This window comes from Buttiauxella sp. AC038, assembly GCF_979253565.1.
Genome location: NZ_CEEDCQ010000001.1, coordinates 2,431,782 through 2,456,414, shown reverse-complemented (window position 1 = coordinate 2,456,414; position 24,633 = coordinate 2,431,782). Strand labels below are relative to the sequence as shown.

Annotated in this window: 17 protein-coding genes and 3 pseudogenes; 11 read left to right on the top strand and 9 right to left on the bottom strand. The window is 50.5% G+C overall.

Features of this window, described 5'->3' with window-relative positions:
- The first annotated feature begins 112 nt into the window (after positions 1 to 112).
- Complete coding sequence (gap, locus tag AC0IXI_RS11715; protein ID WP_422568547.1) at positions 113 to 1,114, top strand: type I glyceraldehyde-3-phosphate dehydrogenase; 1,002 nt, start codon at positions 113 to 115, stop codon at positions 1,112 to 1,114.
- Positions 1,115 to 1,159: 45 nt separating this feature from the next.
- Here the strand turns inward: gap and dbpA are convergent, their stop codons facing one another.
- On the bottom strand, positions 1,160 to 2,533 hold the full coding sequence (dbpA, locus tag AC0IXI_RS11710; RefSeq protein ID WP_424221478.1) for an ATP-dependent RNA helicase DbpA: 1,374 nt from the start codon (positions 2,531 to 2,533) through the stop codon (positions 1,160 to 1,162).
- Between the two features lie 270 nt (positions 2,534 to 2,803).
- On the opposite strand from dbpA, the gene AC0IXI_RS11705 reads away from it, so the two are divergent.
- Positions 2,804 to 3,094 (top strand): Bor family protein, encoded by a 291-nt coding sequence (locus AC0IXI_RS11705; RefSeq protein WP_064519157.1) that lies wholly within the window; start codon positions 2,804 to 2,806, stop codon positions 3,092 to 3,094.
- Positions 3,095 to 3,622: 528 nt separating this feature from the next.
- Here the strand turns inward: AC0IXI_RS11705 and AC0IXI_RS11700 are convergent.
- On the bottom strand, positions 3,623 to 3,985 hold the full coding sequence (locus tag AC0IXI_RS11700) for a hypothetical protein (protein ID WP_064519159.1): 363 nt from the start codon (positions 3,983 to 3,985) through the stop codon (positions 3,623 to 3,625).
- 599 nt (positions 3,986 to 4,584) lie between these two features.
- Here AC0IXI_RS11700 and AC0IXI_RS11695 point away from each other — a divergent pair.
- Positions 4,585 to 4,989, top strand: a complete 405-nt coding sequence (locus tag AC0IXI_RS11695; protein ID WP_134182474.1) for an MbcA/ParS/Xre antitoxin family protein — start codon at positions 4,585 to 4,587, stop codon at positions 4,987 to 4,989.
- Positions 4,989 to 5,678 carry an RES family NAD+ phosphorylase gene (locus AC0IXI_RS11690; RefSeq protein ID WP_471682437.1) on the top strand — a complete coding sequence of 230 codons (690 nt, stop codon included), beginning with the start codon at positions 4,989 to 4,991 and terminating at the stop codon, positions 5,676 to 5,678. The genes AC0IXI_RS11695 and AC0IXI_RS11690 overlap by 1 nt, the downstream gene beginning before the upstream one ends.
- Before the next feature lie 167 nt (positions 5,679 to 5,845).
- Here AC0IXI_RS11690 and AC0IXI_RS11685 read toward each other — a convergent pair whose 3' ends face one another.
- Together AC0IXI_RS11685 and AC0IXI_RS11680 are read right to left on the bottom strand one after the other, a co-directional pair.
- Positions 5,846 to 14,419, bottom strand: a complete 8,574-nt coding sequence (locus AC0IXI_RS11685; protein ID WP_471682436.1) for a GH36-type glycosyl hydrolase domain-containing protein — start codon at positions 14,417 to 14,419, stop codon at positions 5,846 to 5,848.
- A gap of 298 nt (positions 14,420 to 14,717) precedes the next feature.
- Complete coding sequence (locus tag AC0IXI_RS11680) at positions 14,718 to 15,014, bottom strand: putative quinol monooxygenase (protein ID WP_064519167.1); 297 nt, start codon at positions 15,012 to 15,014, stop codon at positions 14,718 to 14,720.
- Positions 15,015 to 15,157: 143 nt separating this feature from the next.
- On the opposite strand from AC0IXI_RS11680, the gene AC0IXI_RS11675 reads away from it, so the two are divergent.
- On the top strand, positions 15,158 to 15,559 hold the full coding sequence (locus tag AC0IXI_RS11675; protein ID WP_064519173.1) for a YybH family protein: 402 nt from the start codon (positions 15,158 to 15,160) through the stop codon (positions 15,557 to 15,559).
- Positions 15,560 to 15,820: 261 nt separating this feature from the next.
- Here the strand turns inward: AC0IXI_RS11675 and AC0IXI_RS11670 are convergent, their stop codons facing one another.
- The 4 genes and pseudogenes from AC0IXI_RS11670 to AC0IXI_RS11655 all read right to left on the bottom strand — a co-directional run.
- Positions 15,821 to 16,084 (bottom strand): TA system toxin CbtA family protein, encoded by a 264-nt coding sequence (locus AC0IXI_RS11670; protein ID WP_243839566.1) that lies wholly within the window; start codon positions 16,082 to 16,084, stop codon positions 15,821 to 15,823.
- Positions 16,085 to 16,211: 127 nt separating this feature from the next.
- Complete coding sequence (locus AC0IXI_RS11665) at positions 16,212 to 16,547, bottom strand: type IV toxin-antitoxin system YeeU family antitoxin (protein ID WP_064519175.1); 336 nt, start codon at positions 16,545 to 16,547, stop codon at positions 16,212 to 16,214.
- A 13-nt stretch (positions 16,548 to 16,560) separates the two neighbouring features.
- Entirely contained in the window at positions 16,561 to 17,040 is a 480-nt protein-coding gene (locus AC0IXI_RS11660; protein WP_154154627.1) for a JAB domain-containing protein, read from the bottom strand.
- A gap of 11 nt (positions 17,041 to 17,051) precedes the next feature.
- Positions 17,052 to 17,369 (bottom strand): annotated as a pseudogene (locus AC0IXI_RS11655) (antirestriction protein); the annotation flags it as partial.
- A gap of 4 nt (positions 17,370 to 17,373) precedes the next feature.
- Between AC0IXI_RS11655 and AC0IXI_RS11650 the strand changes: the two are divergent.
- A complete protein-coding gene (locus AC0IXI_RS11650; RefSeq protein ID WP_134182465.1) occupies positions 17,374 to 18,594 on the top strand; it encodes a multidrug effflux MFS transporter in 1,221 nt (406 codons plus the stop codon).
- A gap of 122 nt (positions 18,595 to 18,716) precedes the next feature.
- On the opposite strand, the pseudogene AC0IXI_RS11645 reads toward AC0IXI_RS11650, so the two are convergent.
- A pseudogene (locus AC0IXI_RS11645) lies at positions 18,717 to 19,765 on the bottom strand (alpha/beta hydrolase).
- Between the two features lie 248 nt (positions 19,766 to 20,013).
- Between AC0IXI_RS11645 and AC0IXI_RS11640 the strand changes: the two are divergent.
- The 5 genes and pseudogenes from AC0IXI_RS11640 (at position 20,014) to AC0IXI_RS11620 (ending at position 24,627) form a co-directional block, all read left to right on the top strand.
- The gene (locus AC0IXI_RS11640; RefSeq protein ID WP_175576688.1) at positions 20,014 to 21,180 is read left to right on the top strand and encodes an aldo/keto reductase; all 1,167 of its coding nucleotides are present in this window, start codon (positions 20,014 to 20,016) and stop codon (positions 21,178 to 21,180) included.
- Positions 21,181 to 21,194: 14 nt separating this feature from the next.
- Positions 21,195 to 21,875 (top strand): heavy metal response regulator transcription factor, encoded by a 681-nt coding sequence (locus tag AC0IXI_RS11635; protein ID WP_012606387.1) that lies wholly within the window; start codon positions 21,195 to 21,197, stop codon positions 21,873 to 21,875.
- Positions 21,876 to 21,890: 15 nt separating this feature from the next.
- Complete coding sequence (locus tag AC0IXI_RS11630) at positions 21,891 to 23,348, top strand: heavy metal sensor histidine kinase (RefSeq protein WP_471682435.1); 1,458 nt, start codon at positions 21,891 to 21,893, stop codon at positions 23,346 to 23,348.
- A gap of 64 nt (positions 23,349 to 23,412) precedes the next feature.
- Entirely contained in the window at positions 23,413 to 23,892 is a 480-nt protein-coding gene (locus AC0IXI_RS11625) for a (R)-mandelonitrile lyase (RefSeq protein WP_471682434.1), read from the top strand.
- A pseudogene (locus AC0IXI_RS11620) lies at positions 23,870 to 24,627 on the top strand (carboxymuconolactone decarboxylase family protein). The gene AC0IXI_RS11625 and the pseudogene AC0IXI_RS11620 overlap by 23 nt, the downstream one beginning before the upstream one ends.
- Positions 24,628 to 24,633: the final 6 nt, after the last annotated feature.

Sequence of the window (24,633 nt, the reverse complement as noted above, 5' to 3'; positions counted from 1 at the left end):
TATCTAACATCCCCCCTAACAAAACCTGTTTGCGGCACCTCGGTTTATGAACTATCACTAGAGTTGATTAAGGATTGAGCAATTCCTGATGATTAAAAGTGGGGTTCATATCATGAAAAAAATCGGTATCAATGGCTTTGGTCGCATTGGTCGTCTGGTATTACGCCGTGTTCTTGAAACTAAAAGCGAAGTTGAAATTGTCGCTATCAACGATCTTACCTCGCCAAAAGTGCTGGCCTACTTGCTTAAGCATGACTCCAGCTATCATAACTTTGACGGAACAGTGGATTACACTGACGATGCGTTAATCGTCAACGGTAAAAACATTGCGGTGTATGCCGAAAAAGAGGCGAAAAATATCCCGTGGGGGAAATTGGGTGCTGAGATCGTTATCGAGTGCACTGGTTTCTATACTTCGGAAGAGAAAGCCAGCGCACATCTGGACGCAGGTGCGAAGAAAGTGCTGATTTCCGCTCCCGCTGGCGATATGAAAACCATCGTCTTTAACGTTAACTGCAACACTATTACGCCAGAAGATAAAATCCTCTCTGTCGCCTCCTGCACCACTAACTGCCTGGCGCCAATGGCGAAAGCGCTGCACGACAACTTTGGTATTAAAGTTGGCACCATGACCACTATCCATGCATATACCGGTACACAATCACTGGTGGATGGCCCGCGAGGTAATGATCTACGAGCCTCTCGTGCTGCGGCACAAAATATTATTCCGCATACCACAGGTGCTGCAAAGGCTATTGGTCTGGTGATCCCTGAACTGCAAGGCAAACTCAAAGGGCACGCGCAACGTGTACCGACACTTACTGGTTCAGTAACAGAACTGGTGTCTATTCTTGAGAAAAAGGTGACGGTAGAGGAAATTAACGCAGCGCTGAAAAAAGCAACTGAGGGCAATGAATCGTTTGGCTATACCGATGAGGAGATTGTGTCGTCCGATATAGTCGGCACGAATTTTGGTTCGGTGTTTGATGCAACACAGACAGAAGTTACCGAAGTTGGCGATTTGCAATTGGTTAAAACCGTGGCCTGGTACGATAACGAATACGGTTTTGTCACGCAGTTGGTACGTGTATTGGATGCGGTAGCGAAGGAATAACAGATCCCTCTCCCTGCCCGATTCGCAGGGAGAGGTTTTAAAGACTTATTTCAGCAAACGCACTTTAACTGATTTGCCTTTGATCTTGCCCTGTTGCAACTGTTTCCACGCATGGCGTGCAACAGACTCACGAACCGCAACATAAACGTGCATTGGGTGCACATCGATTTTACCGATATCCGCCCCATCCAGCCCCATGTCACCAGTCAACGCACCAAGAATATCGCCCGGGCGCATTTTCGCTTTCTTGCCACCATCAATACACAACGTCACCATTGTCGCTTCAAGTGGTTTGATGCTGCCACCGGTTGGTGCAGGCTGCCAGCTCAGGGACAAGTTCAGCATTTCAGCCAACACGCTGGCGCGTTGTGCTTCTTCTGGCGCGCAAAGACTGATAGCTAAACCACTTTCCCCCGCACGCGCAGTACGGCCGATGCGGTGAACGTGAACTTCCGGGTCCCAGGATAGTTCGTAGTTGATGACCATTTCCAGCGCTTTGATATCCAGGCCACGAGCCGCAACATCGGTTGCCACTAACACCCGGCTGCTACCGTTGGCGAAACGCACCAGCGTTTGATCGCGGTCACGCTGTTCCATGTCGCCGTGCAGCGCCAGCACGCTTTGATTGCTTTCGCTCAGTGCATCACAAACGGCCTGACAATCTTTTTTGGTATTACAGAACACTACGCAAGACGCGGGCTCATGCTTGCTAAGCAGTTTTTGCAGCAGGCTGATTTTGCCGCTACGTGAGATTTCGTAGAACTGCTGTTCAACAGACGGCAGTTCGTCTACTGAATCAATTTCGATAGTTTCCGGGGAACGCTGAACACGGGAACTGATTGCGGCAATCGCGGTAGGCCAGGTCGCAGAGAACAATAACGTCTGGCGATCCTGTGGTGCATGGCTGATAACTTCATCAATTGCATCTGCAAAGCCCATATCCAGCATACGGTCGGCTTCGTCCAGCACCAGCGTTTGCAAAGCGTTTAACTTAACGGTCTCTTTTTTCAAGTGGTCCAGTAAACGGCCTGGTGTTGCGACAATAACATGCGGCGCATGTTGCAATGAATCACGCTGGGCACCAAATGGCTGGCCACCACATAACGTCAGCACCTTGATATTTGGCATATAACGCGCAAGGCGACGTAATTCTTTGGCCACCTGATCGGCCAGTTCACGCGTTGGGCATAGCACTAGCGACTGAGTGATAAACTGGCTCGCATCAATATGTTGCAACAAACCAAGGCCAAAGGCCGCAGTTTTACCACTGCCGGTTTTCGCCTGAGCACGGACATCTTTCCCAGCCAGTATCGCGGGTAATGCAGCCGCCTGAACAGGCGTCATGGTGTGGTAACCAAGTTCGGTGAGATTGGCGAGTTGTTCTGCTGGCAGAACGTTTAGGGTAGAAAAAGATGTCACAGTTATACTCTCAATTAATGGGCTGTCAGACAGCGTCTGGCGCGCATCTTAGCAGATTTGAGGTGGCAACGCGGCAGTTTCAGGCAAAATAGCGCTGGAGTTTTCAATCATAAAGCGACCCTGGATAAGCGTCGGCCCCACTGTTTGTTTGGAACATAAACGGAAATCAAACGATACCCGAGATAATTCTTAAGCATTGCTAGTCGGATTTAATAACCACATATACAATGCGAAGCTGTTTATGGTAACCATAATTAAAATAAGGTATTTATGAAAAAGTTAATGATAGCGGTTGTTGCTTCTATGGTTTTATCTGGCTGTGCTCAGCAAACATTTACGATTAACAAGGATATTGCTGAGAAACCACAGCAAACCACTACACACCATTTCTTTGTTAGCGGAATTGGTCAAACAAAAACTGTTGATGCTGCAGCTGTATGTGGTGGCGCTGATAAAGTTGTTCGCACTGAAGTGCAGCAGACATTTGCTGACGGTTTCCTAGGCTTTATCACTCTGGGGATTTATACCCCTCGTGATGCTCGCGTATATTGCTCTAAATAAATACCCTTGCCGGTGTTATACCCGTCGTACTTCAAGTTGCATGTGCGTTGGCTACGTTTACTCACCTGACAAATCTGCCTGGAGCAGATTTGAACGCTGTTTACAGCGCCCCAAAGGGGCCAGCGCAAGCGCTGTTCAAAAGGCTGAAGCCTTTTGTCCTGCATCTTGAATTATTTTGGGTATATGCACCGATATTAAACATTGTTGATATGGTTAATACAAAATAATAACATGCCGAAATGATACCATCAGGCAATAGTATAAAAATAAATAAGAAGATAATTTTCAATGACATGGGGATTTAAAATAGCAACAGCAATTCTTGTTGTTGTCGTGCTAGTTTGGTTGATGCTAATTATCAATACATTTGATAAATATGCACACTTTCATTATTTGATCGATCAAATTGAAGGGACTTACTTGAGGTGACCTAAGTTAAATCACCTCAATTTATAATATTGTACTGATTCTAAAACCCCACCACTGACACATTGCCATTTCACAAAAATTCTCTAAAATATCAATATATTAACTAGTGTGCGTGTTGATATTGAGATAGACCATTAACTCAGCTTTTGCGCTCTGTTTAGCGGCTGCGTCTTCGGCAACAATATAAAATGTTCTGGATGAACCTTCTGGTGCTTTCTCAGCAGGATAAACGGTGTAATTTAAATCCTTCTTACCTGATGCTATCTGGCATTTCATAGCCCATGCATTCACCTCTTTCTCATCACTCATACATGTCGTCGGCCCGTAGGAATAGCTGAGATAAGAACCCACCCGCTCCTCTGCATCTTTTACATAGGATGGAGCACAGTTGAGCCAATAAACCCCGCAAAGCACTAATGCAAGTGGAGTTGCGACTAAAGAAATAAGATGTGTTTTTTTCATGATCCCAGAGCTATTTTAAATTAGAGGGCTCGAAGTATATAGGAATCCGCTTATTGATTACACATTTTGAAATGGTTTTTTATATTTGTATTAAATCGTATTCAATCACGCCAATTATAACTGTGCGTGAATATTGATTTTGATACTAGTTTGCGGTATCTATATTTTAATTTATTGTTAATAACATGTTGTACTCAGCAGTATAAAACTCGTAAGTAATTAGTTTTTCCCCTAAAAGTATATCCATAAAATATTTAAGCCTTTCTGTTTATTTGGCAATTATCTCTCATCGCCATAATTCCTGGCATCAATACCTGCCCGTGTATAGGCCGTCATTCCATACAAGATTCGAACAGTAGGACATGCTAAAAGCTGCGAGCCATGCCTCTCACTGGAAAAATACCGAACGGGAATCACCTATGGAATGGCTACCAAATTTAGCTTGCGACTCTGAAGGCAGATAATGTCTATGCCAGGTATTGCTTCCACATGCGGTTAGCTACGTCTTAATTGTACATATATGAACAATTCCTCTATGCTTGTAATTAAGTTAACTCATGTCTCAGTTTTTAGCTGGCACAGATTATAGAGGAGGACATATGGCTAACACAGTACAGAAAGACCATCTAAATGGCGCCATTGACCCCAGCAAAGCGCTACCTGTGGTGTTTCGCATTCTGGATAAATGGCACTGCAATTCTGATGAACAGCTGAAATTACTGGGTATTTCATCGCGTTCAACATTGAACAAATACAAAGAGTCTGGCGGGGGAATTCGTCTAACCTTGGACATGCAGGAACGAATGAGCTACATCCTCAATATTCATAAGTGTCTGCGATTGCTGTTTACAGCTGACGACAGTATTTATGGCTGGGTGCGCAAACCTAATAGCCATCCTTTCTTTGCTGGACGTACAGCAATGGATGTGATGAAAAGTGGCCGAGTGGCCGACCTGTATGAGGTTGCCAAACGGCTGCATGCATGGCGTGGGGGAATGGCTTAATGCAAGAGCCGCCACTAACCAAGTTAGAAGGGGAGAAAGCCTATCGGATAATCCCAAGTCGCTATCCAACAATTGATTTGTATGAGGACGTGGCTAGCACCGACGAACTTGAGGCTGTTTGGGCTATAGAAGCAATGACCAATGACCGGTTAAAAGAAGAGGCCGGAGAGTTATCATTGGTACCAAAACACGATTGGTTGGTGGGTATTCATGGAAGCAGTTATGTAATGGCGGCATTCACCCATTTAAATCCGGAGGGAGCACGATTTACCACTGATGATTTTGGCGGCTACTATTGTGCTCCTAAGTTAGATACCGCTATCAAAGAAACGGTGTACCACCAGGAGCGTGTATTAGGTTATACCTGCGAGCCTGCACAGAAAGTGCAGATGCGCGTTCTGTTAACTACATTTGACGCAACCTTGTCTGATATTACAAGCGAACCGTTCCTCTCCTCACCTATCTATCACGCCACGGATTACAGCCAGGCAAAAGCCTTTGCTCAGACTCAGAAGTCCCAAAACGTGGACGGTATCCATTATCGCTCCGTTCGCCATACAGAGCATTTTTGCTATGTACTCTATCGACCTTGCCTGATTACTCATGTTCATCAGGCGCAACATTTAGAGTATCACTGGAATGGAAGCGCCATTACAAACGTACTCAGTATTCAGCTATATGGTGAATAGCGGAAAACCGTTGGTTTGCCTGCGCCATTTTTTCGGTAAACATTTCAGCGGATACTACTGAAATGAGTAGTATCCTTTTGAACTGCCGTAAAAGTATGGTTCTGTTTGTGGCTCATCTGTAACTTAAGCGACAAGCCGCTAGCAGCTTTCTTCTGTGTTAGAAAATATTAGATTTCTGTCCCTAAATTAATCTCTACAACGTGCCGCTGCCCATCATCCATCAGCGGGATAATATTTCCTGGCTGCGATACCCCATCCAGCATGACCTGATATTCGCCCTCACCGCGCTGCGCATTTATCTGATAATCACTCGAGCCATGTCGATAAACCATGCTTACATACGGCCAGTCGCGTGGCAGTAATGGGTGAATGGTGATTGAGTCACCATGGCGTTGAATACCCAGCAATGTTTCAATGATTAACCGATACGCCCAACCGGCCGAACCGGTATACCAGCTCCAGCCACCGCGCCCGGTGTGCGGCGCAACGCTATAAATATCTGCCGTCATTACATACGGTTCGACTTTATAACGTTCAATGGCATCCGCATTGAGTCCGTGATTGATCGGGTTAATCAGCGACCATAGCTGCCAGGCCCGCTCGATATTCCCGCTACGGGCAAATGCCATCACCGCCCATATTGCTCCGTGAGTATATTGCCCACCGTTTTCACGCACGCCAGGCAGGTAACCCTGAATGTAGCCGGGGTTAGGCCCGTTTCCGTTAAATGGCGGGGTAAGCAGTTTTATCAGCCCAGCCTCGTTATCCACCAGGCGTGAGTCCAGCGCCTGCATCGCTTGCGCACACCGCTGCGCACTTCCCGCACCGGATAACACCGCCCAACTTTGGGCGATAGCATCTATCTGGCACTCTTTTGCGCTTTGCGAACCCAAAGCTTCTCCACTATCAAAATAGCCCCGGCGATACCACGCGCCATCCCAAGCCGCAGCTTCAAGATTGATTTGCAGTTTTGTGGCTTCTTTACGGCACATTGCGCCAATTTCGTCGTCGTGGATTTGTTCGGCTAGCTGCGCAAATTGCTGCAAAACATCATAGAGGAAGAACCCAAGCCAGACGCTCTCGCCCTTGCCTTCCAGCCCGACGAGGTTCATGCCGTCGTTCCAGTCGCCCGCACCCATCAACGGCAAACCATGTTGACCAAATCGCAATCCGTGACGAATGGCTTTTACGCCGTGTTGCCAGAGCGTCTCTTCAAGCGCGCTGATAACCGGTTGTTCATAGGCCGACTCTTCTCCTGGCTGTAATTCACGACCTTCAAGGTACGCCAGACGATGGTCGAGCAAACCGATGTCGCCGGTGGTTTTAACGTAGTGGCAAATAGACAGCGGCAACCAAAGATAATCATCAGAACAACGGGTGCGAACTCCATTCCCTAATGGTGGATGCCACCAGTGTTGAACATCTCCTTCAACAAACTGACGTGATGCACACAGCAAAATTTGCTCGCGCAGCCGTTCCGGCGCGGCATGGCTCAGAGCCAATGTGTCTTGCAACTGATCGCGGAAACCAAAAGCGCCACCAGACTGGTAGTAACCGCTGCGAGCCATCAGGCGACAAGCGATGGTCTGGTAAAGCAGCCAGCCATTAGCCAGTAAGTTAACCGCAGGGTCCGGGGTAGAAACGACGATTTTGTCGAGCATGCGATGCCAGTGGCTGTGAACATTCGCCAGCTCACCGCGCGCGGCGTCTTCACTCAGATACTGGTTAATCATTGATTCCGCGTCATGCGGACTCTGCCCGATACCCAACACAAAAATAAATGTCCGTTGGTCCCCATCAATCATCGTTGTAGCAGACTGAACCGCGCCGCATGGGTCGAGCCCCGCGCCCGTTTTATCAGACAAGGTGCGCAGCTTCATGGCTGCAGGGTCGCGCTGTGAACCATTGCGTCCAAGAAATTCCCGACGGTCGCCCGTGACTGAGCAATGCACCCCCGTCACCGCGAAGAATGCCGTTCTCTCCGACCCATTGCTGTTGTAGAAGTTATTTGCCAACACGCCGCAGCCGCGTCCGGTTGTCGACGTTCGAGTCACAACATGCATACCCGATTTACTGCGAGATTCACCCAGAGTCCACTCCACATAACCGGTCACGGAGATTTTGCGGGTGCGCCCTGAAGTATTGCTGAGCGTCAGAATGGCGATTTTTACCGGGGCATGTTCTGCCACCAGTATCGTCAACTCCGTATCGATGCCGGTTTCACGGTGTGCAAAAACGCTGTAGCCAAAGCCGTGGCGGGAAAGATAGTGTCCGTTGCCGCGTACCGGCAAGGTGGTTGGTGACCAAACCGCACCGCTTTCTTCGTCACGCAAATAGTACGCTTCACCAGAACGATCGCTAATGGGGTCGTTTTCCCATGGTGTGAGCCGATATTCGTGTGCATTTTCATACCAGGAATACGCCTGGCCCGCTTCTGAAATGACGGTGCCAAAACTGGCGTTCGCCAGCACGTTGGCCCATGGTGCAGGTGTCTGGTCGTTTTCACCCAGCGTAATCTGGTATTCGCGGCCATCTTCCGAAAAGCCGCCGCGTCCGTTGAAAAACACCAGCGCACGGGTATCTGGCTGCCACGGATCGTGTTGATTGGCGGGGATCGCGAGGCGTGGCGTAAAGGCCGGTTGTGCAGGAATTGTTGCCTGGAGGCGCTGGTTAAGCTGTTCTTTCAGGCCGCCTGCCCGGTCATCGAGCACAATTTGCGCCACGCTCAGTAGTAAAAGTCGGTCTTCCGCCGACATATGTTCGCCGTTGCGCACAAAAATGCCGCCGGATTTATCTATCTGGCTGGCTTCAGATCCGGCCATAATCAACTCTATTATCTGATTTTGTAGCTCTTGCTGATAGCCGCCAGGGTTATCGTTAAGGATAACCAGGTCCACGGCCAGCCCTTTCAAACGCCAGTAATGGTGCGCCTGAATCATCGTGGTGATGAGCAAAATACTTTCATCACTGGTGATGTTAAGAATCACAATCGGCAGGTCGCCTGAAATAGACCACCCCCACAGGCCTGACTGCCCGCGACGGTTACGACAAAGCGTTTTGGCATCCGCTCGCAGTTCGGGGCCTGGGAAAAGCACCGCGCTGGCGAGGCGGTTAAAGAGCGTTGCGTCATCTTCGTTGGCATTAATCTGGCGCAATACTATCTGGCTATGTGACCACGCCAGCTCAAATACGCGATCGGCGATCGGGTGGTCGTGATATTTCTCAATCAGCGCCTGGCTGTGCTGGCGGCTTCCCGTCACGCCGTAAATAATATCGACGGTAACGGGCAATCCGGGTTGTAAAACGACAGACTGACGAATGGCAAGAATCGGGTCGAGCACTGGCCCGACGCTGTTACTGAGCGCGCCGTTTTGTATCGTTGCAACCGCATTGGACGGGGTTCTTCCCCGGCCGAGGAATTTTGCACGGTCGGTTTCAAATGAGGTGTCGCCAGGGGCCTGACCATGTACCACCATGGTATGAAACATCCACGGGCAAACCTCATCAGGAGCGCGAGGCCTGCGGTGGCAGAGAATGGCGTGCTGATCGGGTAACAGCTCGGTCTGAATAAACAAATTGCTGAATGCCGGATGGGCCACATCGCTCTCATTCGGCGCCAACACGACTTCTGCGTAAGTCGTCAACTCAATGGTGCGCGCTTGCCGCCCTCGATGCAGTAGCGTGACACGTCGCAGCTCAATATCGTCTTCAGGTGAGACAACAATCTGCGTTTTAACACTGACCGTTCCCGCCAGCAATTTATACTCGGCTCCCGCGTCGGTAAATATCACATCGTACTGGCTGACCGGCTCACCAAGTGGCTGCCAGGTATTGCTCCACACTTCATTGGTGACAGGGTCACTGATATAGCAAAACGCACCCCAGTTATCGCAGGTTGCATCGCTGCGCCAGCGGGTTAACGCCAGATCTTTCCAGCGACTGTATCCGCCACCAGACTGGCTGACCATTAGGTGATAATCAGCATTCGACAGCAATTGAACTTCAGGGATCAGGCTGTCTACGTCAGTAAACTCACGCGTTTCATACTGAACCGGTTGCAGAACCCCTTCGTGAGATTCGAAATGGCGACGCGGGCTGTACAACTCAACCGCATCAGGAACCCGTTCTTGTAGTAACAAACGAGCCGACTGGAATGACGGGCTGGTCATAAATCGGTCGACCATGGGTGCACCCAACAACACGTGGGAAAGTGCCTGGAACGCCATGCCCTGGTGGTGAGCCATCCATGAACGAACCACGGCATACATCTGGCCACTGGCGAGGCGCGAAGGCGTGTAGTCCAGCGCTTCATAGAAACCATACTCCCCACGAGCACCATTTTTCTCGAGCTTCAGCAGGTTCTCGCAGGCTTTATGCGGCGAAACCGTCAGTGCCATCATGGTGGCATACGGGGCGATGACCATGTCATCTGCAAGTCCCCGTCGCAAACCAAGGCCCGGCACACCGAAAGCGTGGTACTGGTAATTTTGCAGCGCGTCAAAGGAATAATAACCCGACTCTGAAATCCCCCACGGCACGCCCCGCTCCTTACCCCAGTCAATCTGGCGTTTGACCGCCGACTGGCTCATCTCTTCCAGCAAACTTCCCGGATAAGTCGGCATCACCAGGTTCGGCATTAAATACTCGAACATTGATCCACTCCACGACATTAGCGCCGTTTCGTTATCAATGGTGGTAAACAGCCGCCCTAACGCAAACCAGCTTTTCAGCGGCAACTGGTTAGTGGCAATCGCCAGGAAACTGGTAAGACGAATTTCCGAAGGCAACAAATCGTAATGGCTGTTATCGAGCTTATTATTGTCGCAGTTATAACCCACGCTGAGCAGGCTGGTGACCTCGTTATACAGAAAGACAAAGTCCATGCGCGCGTGCTCAGTCAGGCGCTGTTCCAGCTCGGTAATAATATCCAGACGTGTACGTGCCTGGCGGATCACCGATTCTGAAGGGCTGCCTTCGCCGGTATGTTTGGCCTGCGCCAGCCAGGAAAGCGTTGGTAGCGTTTCACCCTGCCAGTTGGCAGGAAGCCAACTGAGAAAATGCGTCCATTCATGGCAGATAAGTACTAACTGACGCTGGAGATGATCCACCCAACGGCGGATGCGCCCCTCTTCATGATTGCAAAGTGCGTGAAGGCGATTGCTTTGCGCACGCATGTTTTTCAATTCAGGAAATAGTAACGCCGGATGGAGTGTTGCGGCGGTTTTGCAGTGATTGCGAAGCTGGCGCAGTGATGTTGGGGCATGCTGCCCCCAGGCTTTCTCGAGGATTTGTAATGTGTCATCGAGGCCCGTCAGCAATTGCTTAGTATTCAGGATTGGCCGGTTACGCAGCCCTGTTAGCCCAGCGCAGAGGGTGAGTAAATGTCCGGCCATATTGCCGCTGTCGACACTTGAGATATAGCGCGGATTCAGCGGTACCAGGGTGCGCGTGTCGTACCAGTTGTATAAATGGCCGCGGTAATGCTCCATTTTATCCAGCGTGTCGAGCGTCAACGTGATGCGTTGCAGCATTTCACCCTGCGGAATATAACCAAAGTCCCACGCCGTCAGGTTAGCCATCAGCGACAAGCCAATATTTGTTGGCGATGTGCGATGTGCAATCACCGGCTGGGGAATTTCCTGGTAATTATCCGGCGGGAGCCAGTTTTCTTTCTCCGTAGCGAACGTTTCAAAAAAGGCCCAAATCTCGCGACTACTTTGGCGCAGCAGGCTTTTGTGTTCAGCATTAAACGTGATGGACGCCCGGGCAGGTTCACGGCTCAGCCAGCTTAATAATAATGGAGCGAGACACCACAGCACGCCGACTGGTAGCGCAACAAAAAGCATCATCGGGGCCAGGAATGCCGCGAGCGCAATCAGTACCAAACCGGCAACAACATTGAGCCACATTGCGCGATAAAAACGCATTGGCGACGCTTTTGCGCTCTCAGTGCTCTGGTCGAAGCTGGCCCACTGGTTGAGATTGTGATGGCTGATACCGAGGCGCCATATCGTCACCGCAATGGAATGCAGCGAATAACCGGCCTCATGAGGCAATGTGATAAACCCGAGGCCAATGCGCATCAGGCGTTTAAGGCCGCCCGATGACACCAGAATCAGATGCTGCAAGAATGGCCGCCGAGCGGGCTTATTGAGAATATCCTGGGCGATAACCAGCACCGTAGGAAGTAGCAATACCGCGGCCAATACGCATATCCAGTAAAATGGGTTCGGAACCAGTAAAAGGGTACAAAACACCAGCACCAGAAATGACGGCGCGACCAGGCTACGACGCAAGTTATCCAGCAGTTTCCAGCGAGAAAGCGTAGTTAGCGGGTTTTTGCCACGCGTACCATCCGCTTTTCTGGGGTTGAGTTTAAGCCAGTTCAGCAGTTGCCAGTCGCCGCGTATCCAACGGGTACGCCTTGCCACATCGGTAAGGTAATTATTGGGGTACTGTTCATAAAGCAGCACTTCACTGAGCAAACCCGAACGGGCATAGCACCCTTCCAGTAAATCATGACTCAGCACCAGGTTTTCCGGGCAGGTATTGCGCGTGGCTTGCGTAAAAGTATCTATATCGTAAATACCTTTGCCGACGAACGAGCCTTCACCAAACAGGTCCTGATAAATATCCGATGACATCATCGAATATGGATCGTTACCCGGCACGTTACTGCACATAGCCGCATAGCGCCCCTGCCCGTTACGCGGGATCTCTTCAGCAAGCCCAGGCTGCAAAATACCGTACCCTTTGACGACGCGCTGTTTTACCGGATCGTAGACCGGATGATTAAGCGGGTGCGCCATAGTTGCGACCAGCTTATGGGCAGTATCGCGCGGCAGGACTGTATCGCTATCCAGAGTGATGACATATTTCACCCCCGCAGGCGGGCTAATTACATTGCTGTGGACTTCGGAAAACTGTTCTGCAGGTTTACGTAACCAACTATTGAGCATCGACAATTTGCCGCGTTTACGCTCATAACCCATCCACACGTTTTGCTGTTCATTCCACTGCGCCGTGCGGTGAAGCAGGAAGAAAAGCGGCTGGGAAACGGAAGCATAGCGGCGGTTCAGATTCTGCATTTGCGCTTCAGCCCAGTGCAGAAGCTCGGCGTTTTCCGGCGAGTTTTCATCTGGGGAATCTGCAAAATCCGTCAGCAAAGCAAAGTACAGATTAGCCGTATTGTTACCGAGGTAACACACTTCCAGACTATTAAGCAGCTTGTCTATCCCCGTGCGGCTGGTAAGCAAACAAGGGATAACAACCATGGTGCAAAACTCGGCCGGAATACCAGTCGAGAAATCCATACGTGGCAGCGGGAGCGGCGAACGAAAGCGAGTCGTCGCCTCACTGAGTAAATTGATCGCTAACTGACTAACCAGCACTACCAACGGCAGCGCAAGAAGCGCCAACGGCCAGTTCATACCTTGTTCGTGTGTATGAGATAAAACGTCGGCGGTAAGTGCGGTGGTCAACAGGGCCAGGCTACCGAGCCATGAAAGCAGCGGAATTTGATTAAAGCTGTGGCGCAGTCGAACGACCCAAGACGTATTGGCCCCAAGATGATGCTCCAGTTTCGAGCGCCCTTCCCCAATAAGATAATAACCAACATGGTTACCATCTGACTGTGCCATCTCCAGAATGTGACGCGCGACTTCTGGTTCACTGTGGTGGCTGTGCCGGGCTAAGATCTCAATAATGTGCCGATAGTGGTCGCGAGTATCAAAATGCATAGCCGGGTAAATACCACCGGGATCCTGGCGCAATGTCTGTTCGACCAGGCTCATGGCTTCGGCAAAGTCTGCCCAGTTGGTTTCGCTTAGCAGACGCAAACCGGCAATGCTGTTACTAACCGATAGCTGGCTGGCAGCAAGTTGCTGGTTGAAGCGGTGAATCAGGTAATCGGTGGTGACGCCTGTTTCAGCAAGGCGCTGTTCAACCCAGGTCAGCGGCAAAGAGAGCATATTCCCCCGCCCCTGCAAGCGGCGAACTAGCTCAGCCACAAAGGCACTGCTCAATGGCGGGCGCGAACGAGCCATATCCGCAATCACCATAATCAAATCTGCTGGCGTGTTCTCGGCACATTCAAAAATACGCGTAACCCAGACATCGGCCAGGTTTCGTTCTTCTTGCGCGTCAGCGACTTCGATACTGACCCGGCGTAAATTCTCGATAAGCGCCAGGCGCAACATTCCCGGCAGTGCCCAAAGCTCTCCGAGTGTTAGCGGCGTGACCTGTTGGTATGCTGCAATGTAGCTTGTCAGACTGGCGGCATCCCAACGGCCATCGGCGTGGGCAATGGCTTCGGAGGCAATGTCATAAATACGCGGGCAATTATGTGGTGCGGCTAACGGCGGCAAACCCTTGCCAAAATTCTTGGGTAAGTGATGGCGAACCACACGAATTTGTTCTTCGATAAGATAGTAATTATCCAGCAGCCATTCGCCAGCGGGCGTAATCCCTGACTTTTCTCCCGCATTGAGCAGGTAACAGTTACGGGTAATGATGGCTTCATTATCTTCCAGGCGCTTGAGTAAGTAGTAAGGCAACTTGGTGGTCGATAATTTATGGGAACGCGCCAACTTCTGGCCATACCGTTCCATTTGGGCCGCAGAAAATAGCTCAGCTTTGATAGGACTTTCATTCGCAGGCTCAGTGCCCAACCAATCAGGGGTTTTTGGATGCAATTCCAGTGACTTACTCGCGGTAAACCACTGTTTAAGGTTTAATTTCATGAATTTGCTCATCAGGCGATGTGAACGCACAGGAGCAGTTGTTCAATCAGATCAGAAACGTTCTCTCAGGATGGGGTGTCAGGCATCAGGGATTTAACAGCTGCAAGAGTCTTCTATAAAGTATAGGTTAAATTTTGTTCGTTTTTCTTGCGTGAGTTTTCATATGCCTGTGAAAAGCATTGCGAGTAAGCCTGGAGCTATAATGCGATTTGCCTTTCAATGAAGGGGGTTCATCCTAGCACGCCCATGAGTAAATAACGCACAGTTATCGGGCGGCGAACTGAAAGCCTGCTGGCTTTCAGTTGAGGAAACCAACCGAGTTCATCAGGATAAAAGTCGCTTCTTTTCGAGTGTATTGATTAATCTGGGGCACAAGACGTTTGAAATGTTCGCTGGCGCAGTGTGCATCCAGAGCCGAACGGTCAGGCCACTCCTCTATAAAGATAAAATGCCCAGGATCTTTCTCATCAATATATAAGTCATAGGCAATACAGAGCGGCTCCTTTTTTGTGGCTTCAACTAGCGCGAGATAAAGTGGCAGCACTATTTCTATAGCCTCTGGTTTTATAAAATCTTCGGCAATCACTTTTAACATTTATACCCACCGGGAAAGTTGAACTGTTCATAAATACTCCTGGGCTTTATGCTAACAAAAACCTCGACAAGTAGTTATTAATGCATGTGTTTTTCAGGGTTAATTATGCCTTTTATCATTATCACCATGATGGAGAATAATATATGTGTCCACATCCCATCCGGCAGGTCATTGAGTCATGCGATAGCGCAATTTCCGCAAAAGACTTCGATTCTCTTATGCAACATTATGCGGAAGATGCAGCCCTTGTGGTAAAGCCAGGTATGGTTGTTAAAGGCAAAAACAACATCCGTAAAGCGTTTATCGCTATAGCTGATTATTTCCAGGGCGAACTGGTGGTTGAACAGGGAGAAATGCAGGTTATTGAAGGTGCGGGAAATGCTCTGGTTATTATGGAAACGTTGCTTCATTTCCTTGATGAGCAAGGCGACAGTGTTGAAACAACGCGACGTGCAACCTACGTTTTTCGCCAGGAACCCGACGGGCGCTGGCTATGCACCATTGATAATTCTTACGGCACTTCTCTTCTGGATAGCGACGCCTGAATATGATTAAAGAGGGGGTGTTTTTATCCCACCAAATTGGTTGAATAAGAAGATTTGTTTGGAGCGTCAGCGGGAATAGAACGACTAACACAACAATATGAAAATAAAAGTATTTCTAATTTATAAGTTGTTTTATACCCCCAACCATACCCCCAAAGCATGGATGCTTTAAATTCGACCAATTTCTAATATTGATAAATCAGCAGATAGCAAGATGATAATAAAATGCATACGCAAAAGTAGCGATGCCGTTGCACCTGACTAGTTACGATTAAGTATACCGAGCGCGCGCCTGGCTCTCATGATACCGATAGTTGTAAGGTATGGTGTTTGTTCCTGCCACGTAAAACCCTTACGATCTGAACGTATCAGTTTATAGCGTTTCACCAGGAAATTCACCGAGTCAGCCAATGTTGTTCCCGCCTCGATATGTTCCTGAATGACCGCGTCCTCATGGAATGGCGTGTCGTTAAGTGTCAGGCCGTAATGCTGCTCCAGCAGATACGTTAACAGTTGTTGCCACACCTAGACGGGCGACAGGGGTGACGAAACCGGCACCGTGGCCGGTACAGTTGATATTTGCATATGTTGAGTCTCTTAAATATAGGAACGGAAGATTTGATGGCTTACAAAGCTGAGATGATGCTGAGGATCAGTCTTTAACCTGATTTGTGGGATAAATTGCTATATACACATACCCATAACTGCCCAGCGTATCGGCTTCACAGGTCAACCCGTTACGGTAGAGCGTGACGCAGTGCGCGTACCGGGGATTCAGCTCGTCAGAGAGCAGCATCAACTCCAGATCTGCGACAAAATGCGGGAAGGCTTCATCCAGCTGTAGGGTCTGCACCTCACTGAATGAGCCCGTGAATCCTGCCCGGTCAGCCAGAAAATGCAGGCGATGACCTTCCTGCACCAGTCGGGCTCCGAAACACGGAGTGATATCTCGTCTAAGACCCCAAGTTTGCGTTGAGTCGTTGTTCATAATTTTATTCCTGTTAAAGAAGACCATGTTCCGCAAAGGAGAATATCTGCCTGCAACCGACAATCAGGTGGTCAGGTACCCGGATTTCCACCAGCATCAGCGCCTGTACCAGTCGTTGGGTAATGGCCTTGTCTGCCTGACTTGGATTCACCTCCCCGGATGGGTGGTTATGGGCGAATATCACTGCCGCCGCGTTAAAGTACAGGGCGCGTTTTACCACCTCACGGGGATGGACTTCAGTGTGACTGAGGGTGCCGGTGAAGAGCGTTTCGTGGGCAAGCAACTGGTTCTGGTTATTAAGGTACAGCACGATAAATTCCTCGCGCTCAAGGGTTCCCATCTTCAGCCTGAGCCAGTCGCGAGCGGCCTGTGTGGAGGTGAATGCAACGCCTGGTTCGCGCAGGTGATGGTCTAGCAGATTCAGGGCACGTTTAATGCTGCGCTGTGCCGGTAAAGGTAGTTCCGGCGTAAACAAAGTCAGTTGTTTCTCCATAGCAAAACTCCTTAATCGATGATGGCGAGAATGGCGTGGGATTCGGGATGGCTAAGGGCGTAATCCCTCAGTCGGTAGTAATGCTCTGTCATGGCATCGCACTCCGTGCGACAGGCATGGTGGCTGTATTCAATCAGACACACCGCAATGCCTGCCGCCTCAGCGCTCATTTCCGTACTGTTGCCATTCATGTTGTTGAACAGCATCCATTTTTCATCACTATCAGCTTCGGGTGCCATAAAAGCGCCACCGTTACTGAGGGTGTAAAACTGCCAGATACCGCAGCTGTAGTCTTCACAGAAGCGGTCCATCCAGCCAAAGATACGGGTCACCATGCTTAATCAACAGGCACGTACACAGTCGGCTACAGCTAACAAAACGGGTCTCTCGTTTCTACTCATTCTCAGCGCCCTGATGGCTGTTACCTCTTTATCAACCGACATCTATCTTCCTGCTATGCCGGTCATGGCGAAAGATTTAAAGGGTGATGCAGAGCTGACAATCACAGGATTCCTTATCGGCTTTTGCATTGCACAACTGATTTGGGGACCGATTAGCGATCGTTATGGGCGTCGACTTCCATTATTCATCGGTTTAGGCCTGTTCATCATCGGCTCGGTGGGCTGCGCATTATCAACAGATATCGTGCAAATTATCTTCTGGCGTGTTTTTCAGGCGTTAGGTGCCTGTACCGGGCCGATGTTGGCTCGAGCAATGATCCGTGACCTGTTTAGCCGCACTCGTGCAGCACAAATGCTTTCGACACTGATGATAATCATGGCCATCGCGCCGATTGCCGGGCCCCTGATCGGCGGGCAGATGATTAAAGTCACCTCGTGGCACGCCATTTTCTGGCTGCTGGCGATTATCGGAACATTAATGCTGATGTCTTTATTCTGGTTAGCGGAGACATTACCTCCTGAAAAACGCTCGCAAGCCTCCGTGACCAGAGCCTTTCACAACTACTATGCTTTGCTAACCAATGCCAAATACATGCGTTTTACGCTATGCCTGACGTTCTATTACGTTGCAGCCTATGCCTTTATCACGGGCTCTCCGTTTGTGTACATCACGTACTTCGGCGTAGATCCGCAGCACTACGGTTGGCTGTTTGCAGTAAACATTGTGGGATTAATGGCAGTGAGCATGGTCAACAGACGCCTGGTTCACCGCTATCCACTGGAAGCGTTACTCAGGAATGCTGTATTCATCGCCACTATTGCGGCAATAGTGCTGGCGGTCACGACCGGCCTGGGTGTCGGTGGAATTACCGTGATTGTCGGCGCTGTGTTCGTGTTCTTCTCTATGAATGGCATCATCGCTGCGACATCCACGGCTTGCGCACTTGACGCCGTTCCTAATGTTGCAGGCTCGGCGTCGGCGCTAATGGGCGCGTTACAATACGGTAGTGGCATCATCTCTTCACTGCTTCTCGCCCTATTCAGTGATGGCACACCATGGACGATGGGCTGGATAATTGCGGTGTTTACGGCAGCCAGCGCCTTGATGGCATTGACTGCTCAGGTAACAAACAACTATCCCCTGCCCGAATGATTTTATGAATTTCATTCATAGTGGCTATTAACCAGGCGTAATTATCTTTCATCCCGACTCCGTTAATCTGAACGATAAATTCTGGATAAGTCGATACCCACCGGGGTATCGACAGATGCGGATTAAATATTCTTATCGAAGAAGACATCCAGCTTTTGCATTGCCTGGTCTACGTATTTAGGTACCCAATACGTCTCGATATGGGTAGCGCCCTCGATCAGAAACAGTTCTTTGTCCTTCGTACCGGTGGCTTTCGCGAACGCATCTTCAGTCATATAGAGCGTATCCGCTTTTGTACCGGCAATCATCAGCAGCGGTTTATTGATGAGATTGATATGGTCCGTTACGTCAAAGCTCATCAAATCCAGCAGACTGCTGGTGGTGTATTTGAACGTGGAGTTCAGGTGCGCGTGGGTTTTCCAGTAGTACTCGTAGCCCTGTCGATACAAGGCAAAAGGTAATTTAGCAATCTGTTCATCAGTCAGGTTGGCATCGCCGGAGTAAAGCACTTCTCCTCCGGTGGCTTCCTGAGCACGTGCGTCAGAAGCCTGCTGAAGACGCTGCTGGATAGTATCCAGCTGTGAATCCTGCATACCATTGCGGCGCACAAGGCCTGAATTAAACATGCTGATGGTTGCTATCGATTTGAACCGCTTGTCAGTTTCGGCCGCAACGAGTGAATAACCGCCGCCACCGCAAATGCCCAGCAGACCGAGGCGGGAAGTATCAACCCCCGGATACTGGCTGATGTAGTCCGCCATGCCGTGGACATCCTCTATACGGTTAGCCGGTTTATCCACGTTGCGAGGCATACCACCGCTAGCGCCTTGATAAGCTGCATCGGCGGTAATCGTGATGTACCCATGCTCGGCAAGGCGCTGCGCATACAACCCGGCGACCTGCTCTTTTACGCCACCATTAGGATGTGCAACCACCACGGCAGGGTATTTTTTGGCGGGATCATAGTTAGCAGGGGTATAGACATTCGCAGCAATCTGGACGCCATGCAGATCGTATTTCACTGGGTGAATGTTGACCTTGCCTATGACGTTCTCGGTGATGGCACCGTCATAGGCCAGTGTGAATGGATTTTTTTGTAATCAGCCGCATTGACTGAGGTCACTCCAGCCATTGCCGTGAGTAGCATTGCACTGATAAGCGTGAATTTCATGATCTCTCCCGATGAGTGCCAGCCTGTTTATGAAGGCTCGCGGAATCAAATTTGCAGGCTCAGATTAGGCGGAGAGGGCTGTCAGCATCGTGACAGGGAAATAACATTTTTGTCAGGAAAGGGACTGGGATGGTTAGTGTTTCTGACAACGCTGTCAGGTAACTGTCAGCTTTATGTTGGCAATCAGGAGGCAGAATGGTCTCATTTAATGTGATTCATATTCAATTTTCTGAGAAAAGGAGCGAGCAATGAAAAGCCAGAATGACCCAACAATGCCAGCGCGACGCAAGCTATTAGTCGCCGGGGCGGGTATTGCCGCCGCCTCGCTGATCCCCCACGTCTCGGCGGCGAGCCCATCCTCTCAGGTCGATTCATCCAGACAAACCAGCCAGCGCCCTGCTGCTCCGGGCAAGCGTAAACTCGGGAAGCTGGAAGTCTCAGCTATCGGTCTGGGCGTGCAGAACATGAGTCGTAAATACGACACGTCTGTTCCCTGGCGTCCCGAGATGGTCAATGTTATCCACCGGGCCTTTGATGAAGGGGTAACGTTCTTCGACGCTGCTGAAGCCTACGGCCCGTTTGAAGTCGAAAAAATTCTCGGGGAAGGCGTCGCCCCGTTCAGGGACAAAATCGTTATCGCCACTAAGTTTGGCTGGAACATTGACCAGCAGACGGGTAAGCGACTGCCGGGTCTCAACAGCAGACCGGAGCATATCAGGCAGGTCGTCGAAAACATGCTCAAACGTCTGCGTACCGATCGCATCGATTTACTGTATCAGCACCGGGTTGATCCGCAGATCCCGATCGAAGATGTCGCCGGTGTGGTGAAAGATTTAATGGATCAAGGGAAAGTCCTGCACTGGGGCCTGTCTGAAATGGGCATCAACACGTTGAGACGCGCCCATGCGGCCTTACCCGTTACCGCCGTACAAAGTGAATATTCCATGCTCTGGCGCGGCCCTGAAAAGCAGGTCCTTCCGGTGTGTGAAGAGCTGGGCATTGGCTTTGTGCCATGGAGTCCACTCGGCGTACAGTTTTTAACGGGCTGGATTGATGAGAATACCCGGTTCGCTGCCGGTGATATACGTGCTATAGAAACGCGATTTTCACCCGACAATCTCCCGCACAACTTACAACTCGTTGAGCTGCTGAAAACCTGGGCGATAAGAAAAAATGCCGCACCGGGACAGATTGCGCTGGCATGGCTCCTGGCGCGTAAACCCTGGATTGTTCCCATCCCTGGCACCACCAATAAAGACCATATGCTGCAAAACACAGCGGCTACCGGCGTATCGCTGACTTCCGCTGAGATGACCGAGCTCACCCGCTCACTGGATGCCATCACTATCCAGGGTCAACGTCTGCCGGATGCCGTGCAGGTTTATTCCGATGTTGAAGCACCGATGAAAAGTTAAAAGGAAGTCCCGTTATGCGCCTGTTGTTAGTCGAAGATGAAGAAAAAACGTCAACTTATCTCAACCGTGCGTTGAGTGAGTCCGGATTTACGGTAGATGTCTCTGCAGATGGTGCTGAAGGTCTTCATTACGCGCTGGAGTTCGACTACGACGCGATAATACTGGATGTAATGCTACCGGGGATGGATGGCTACCGGGTACTTGAGGGTGTGCGAGCAGCTAAACAGACGCCGGTACTGATGCTCTCGGCTCGCGGCTCGGTCGACGAGCGTGTTAAAGGGCTACGTCTTGGCGCGGATGATTATCTGCCCAAGCCCTTTTCGCTTATTGAACTGGTGGCGCGTATTCAGGCACTGGTGCGCCGCCGTGCTACGGATGGCGCAGACATCACCCAACTGCAAATTCACGATCTGCATCTCGACTTACTGGCTCGCCGCGTATTTCGCGCCGGAACGAGACTGGAACTGACCGCAAAAGAGTTTTCCCTGTTAAGCCTTCTGGCCCGGCATCAGGGAGAGATCCTGTCAAAGATGATGATTGCTGAGCAGATATGGGACATGAATTTTGACAGCGATGCCAACGTGGTTGAGGTGGCCATTAAACGACTTCGAGCCAAAGTGGATGCCCCGTTCGATATCAAACTACTGCATACCGTTCGTGGCATGGGTTATGTCCTCGAAGTACGGTCCGAATAAATGAAGGGGATAAGCATGCCTAAGCGTTCCATCTCCGTTCATCTGGCGCTGATGTTTGCCTTATCCGCGCTGCTGATTGTATCCGTTATCGGCATCCTGCTAAGAAGCTCCTTACATGACTCTTTGCAAAAGCAGATGCACAACGAACTGCTGTTCCGGGAATCATTAATGAGTCCGTGGATCACCGCCCGAACCTCGGCTGACGGCTGGTCTACGCTGGCCAATAAATTCACTGTGTTAACCAATTCTGAAGGTGAACGCGTTCGCTACTGGATAGTGAGCGATAACCCACGCTTTAGCATAGGGGGAACACCACCAGTGGGTGTTCAGTGGTCTTCTTTACAGGAAGGCTTTAATAAAGTGCCAGGTACATCAGAAGGTGCATGCTCGCTGTTTCTGTTAGTGAAAACCATCCCCGCCAACGGTGAAAGGCCTGAGCTGCGCTATGTGGTTGCCATCGACTCCACGCCGTACATGGGAACACTTGATGCGTTCACGCGTACATTGCTGATCATTACCGCACTGGGCGTCGTGATTGTCGCCTTACTGGGATACATCGTATCAAGAATCGGTCTTCGTCCGGTTAGGGCGCTCAGTAAACAGGCCCGGCAACTCGCTCCCGGGGACCATGGTCAGCGCCTGAATACCGAAGCATTACCTGACGAATTACAGCAGTTAGCATCATCTTTTAATGGCGTGCTGGAACGGCAAGAGGTCGCCTGGAGGCAGCTCGAAAGCTTCAATGCCGATGTTGCGCATGAACTCCGGACTCCGCTGACTAATCTGATCGGCCAGACGCAGCTGGGGCTCTCACGCCGACGTTCGCAAGATGAACTGGAAGAGTTATTGGGTTCCAATCTGGAAGAGCTTGAACGTATGACATCTATAGTTAACGACATGCTGTTCCTGTCGCATGCTCACGCGGGTGAACATGCTTCCCAGCTTACGCAGGTGTCCCTGAGAGAAGAAACCCTGAAAACAGCGGAGTATGTTGAACCCTCTTTTGCTGAAAAACAGCTCTCTCTGGATGTTCAGGGCGACGTCACCGTGCACATCGACCGACGACTGTTCCACCGCTCACTGGCTAATTTACTGGAAAATAGCGCAAGACACTCGCCCTCCAACAGCACGGTTACGGTGCGGTTAAGCGAAACCGGTCATCAGGCCCGTGTTGAAGTTTCAAACCCGGGCGATCCGATAGCACCAGAGCACTTACACCGGCTTTTCGAGCGGTTCTATCGTGTTGACTCCTCCCGGGCCAGGAGTGATACCCATCATGGGCTGGGCCTGTCGATTGTACGCGCCGTCGCCATTATGCACCGGGGAGATGTCTTTGCGCGAAGTGAAGGTGGCATCAATACATTTGGTCTCACCTTTGCGATGCAAGCGGATAAAGCTGAGGGCAATGCTCACTCCGACACTGAGTCGGGACAAGGGTTAACTGACAGAATTGTCAGGAGGGCGTCAGCCTGACGTCATTACTCGCTCGATAAAATCATCGCAGGCAATTCCCTCTTCATTGATAAGGACGCTTTGCATGATCGGACATTTACGTTACCTCGGGCTGTTATTTCCCTTCTTCACATTTTCATCCTGGGCAGCGGAGCAAAATCCCGCTGTCCATATCGCCCCCGCAGGAAGTCAGAATGCAGTGTTCGGGCCAGCCGAGAACTTTACCGGTCGCGTCCGGGTTGATCCTCTCTTCAAACCGGATAACGACATCAGTGTTTCCGGGGCTTATGTCACTTTTGAGCCTGGTGCTCATTCCGCCTGGCATACGCATCCGGCAGGTCAGCGGCTGATTGTGACCTCGGGTGTGGGGCTCACCCAACAAGAAGGCCAGCCGGTGCAGGTTATCCGCGCCGGTGACGTTGTCTCTTGCCCGGCGGGCGTCAAACACTGGCACGGAGCGGCACCCGGCAGCGCAATGACGCATCTGGCGATAACCGGGATTGTGGATGGCAAAAGCGTTAACTGGATGGAGAAAGTGACAGATGAACAATACCACGCCCATTAAAGCATTAGCGGCAGCGGTACTGCTGACCTTTGGTTTTGGTCTCGCGGCACATGCTGCGCCCGTCAATAAAGGAGCCTCAGAAATGAACCACGAAAAAAGGTTTCAGATACCCTGTCAGCCAGCCAACAGGCCATCCCGTTGATTGCGGCATCAATGGCCAGCAGTCAGATGGACAAGCTGAATGCCGTCCTGAATCAGGGACTTGACGCAGGACTCACGATAAACGAAACCAAAGAGATTCTCGTCCAGCTTTATGCCTACACAGGCTTTCCCCGTAGCCTGAATGCACTTAGCGAACTGATGAAGGTCGTCGAAGCACGTAAACAACGTGGTATCAAAGACGTTGAGGGTAAAGAACCGGTTGCCCCAATCCCTGTCGGAGATGAGCTTCGCCGTGTCGGTACCGCAAACCAGACGAAAATCTCAGGCGCTCCCGTACAGGGACCGCTATTTGATTTTGCCCCGGTCATTAACCGATTCCTGCAAACGCATCTGTTTGGCGACATTTTCGCCCGCGATAACCTTGACTGGCAAAGCCGCGAGCTGGCAACGGTTGGCGCATTGGCGGCCACTCCAGGCGTTGAAGCCCAGCTGTTATCGCATTCACGAGCAAGCATGCGGGTCGGCCTGACGGCAGCACAGCTGCGCCAGCTGGTACTGGTTCTGCGTGAACATGGCGAAAATGATGCAGCAACGCGGGCTGAAAAGGCGCTGCAACAAGCCCTCGCAAACTAACAGGAG

Excerpts from the sequence above, each read along its gene's own strand:
- gap (WP_422568547.1), top strand. The coding sequence starts at position 113 with ATGAAAAAAATCGGTATCAATGGCTTTGGTCGCATTGGTCGTCTGGTA.
- AC0IXI_RS11705 (WP_064519157.1), top strand. The coding sequence starts at position 2,804 with ATGAAAAAGTTAATGATAGCGGTTGTTGCTTCTATGGTTTTATCTGGC.
- AC0IXI_RS11700 (WP_064519159.1), bottom strand. The coding sequence starts at position 3,985 with ATGAAAAAAACACATCTTATTTCTTTAGTCGCAACTCCACTTGCATTA.
- AC0IXI_RS11695 (WP_134182474.1), top strand. The coding sequence starts at position 4,585 with ATGGCTAACACAGTACAGAAAGACCATCTAAATGGCGCCATTGACCCC.
- AC0IXI_RS11690 (WP_471682437.1), top strand. The coding sequence starts at position 4,989 with ATGCAAGAGCCGCCACTAACCAAGTTAGAAGGGGAGAAAGCCTATCGG.
- AC0IXI_RS11685 (WP_471682436.1), bottom strand. The coding sequence starts at position 14,419 with ATGAAATTAAACCTTAAACAGTGGTTTACCGCGAGTAAGTCACTGGAA.
- AC0IXI_RS11680 (WP_064519167.1), bottom strand. The coding sequence starts at position 15,014 with ATGTTAAAAGTGATTGCCGAAGATTTTATAAAACCAGAGGCTATAGAA.
- AC0IXI_RS11675 (WP_064519173.1), top strand. The coding sequence starts at position 15,158 with ATGTGTCCACATCCCATCCGGCAGGTCATTGAGTCATGCGATAGCGCA.
- AC0IXI_RS11665 (WP_064519175.1), bottom strand. The coding sequence starts at position 16,547 with ATGAACAACGACTCAACGCAAACTTGGGGTCTTAGACGAGATATCACT.
- AC0IXI_RS11660 (WP_154154627.1), bottom strand. The coding sequence starts at position 17,040 with ATGGAGAAACAACTGACTTTGTTTACGCCGGAACTACCTTTACCGGCA.
- AC0IXI_RS11650 (WP_134182465.1), top strand. The coding sequence starts at position 17,374 with ATGCTTAATCAACAGGCACGTACACAGTCGGCTACAGCTAACAAAACG.
- AC0IXI_RS11640 (WP_175576688.1), top strand. The coding sequence starts at position 20,014 with ATGAAAAGCCAGAATGACCCAACAATGCCAGCGCGACGCAAGCTATTA.
- AC0IXI_RS11635 (WP_012606387.1), top strand. The coding sequence starts at position 21,195 with ATGCGCCTGTTGTTAGTCGAAGATGAAGAAAAAACGTCAACTTATCTC.
- AC0IXI_RS11630 (WP_471682435.1), top strand. The coding sequence starts at position 21,891 with ATGCCTAAGCGTTCCATCTCCGTTCATCTGGCGCTGATGTTTGCCTTA.
- AC0IXI_RS11625 (WP_471682434.1), top strand. The coding sequence starts at position 23,413 with ATGATCGGACATTTACGTTACCTCGGGCTGTTATTTCCCTTCTTCACA.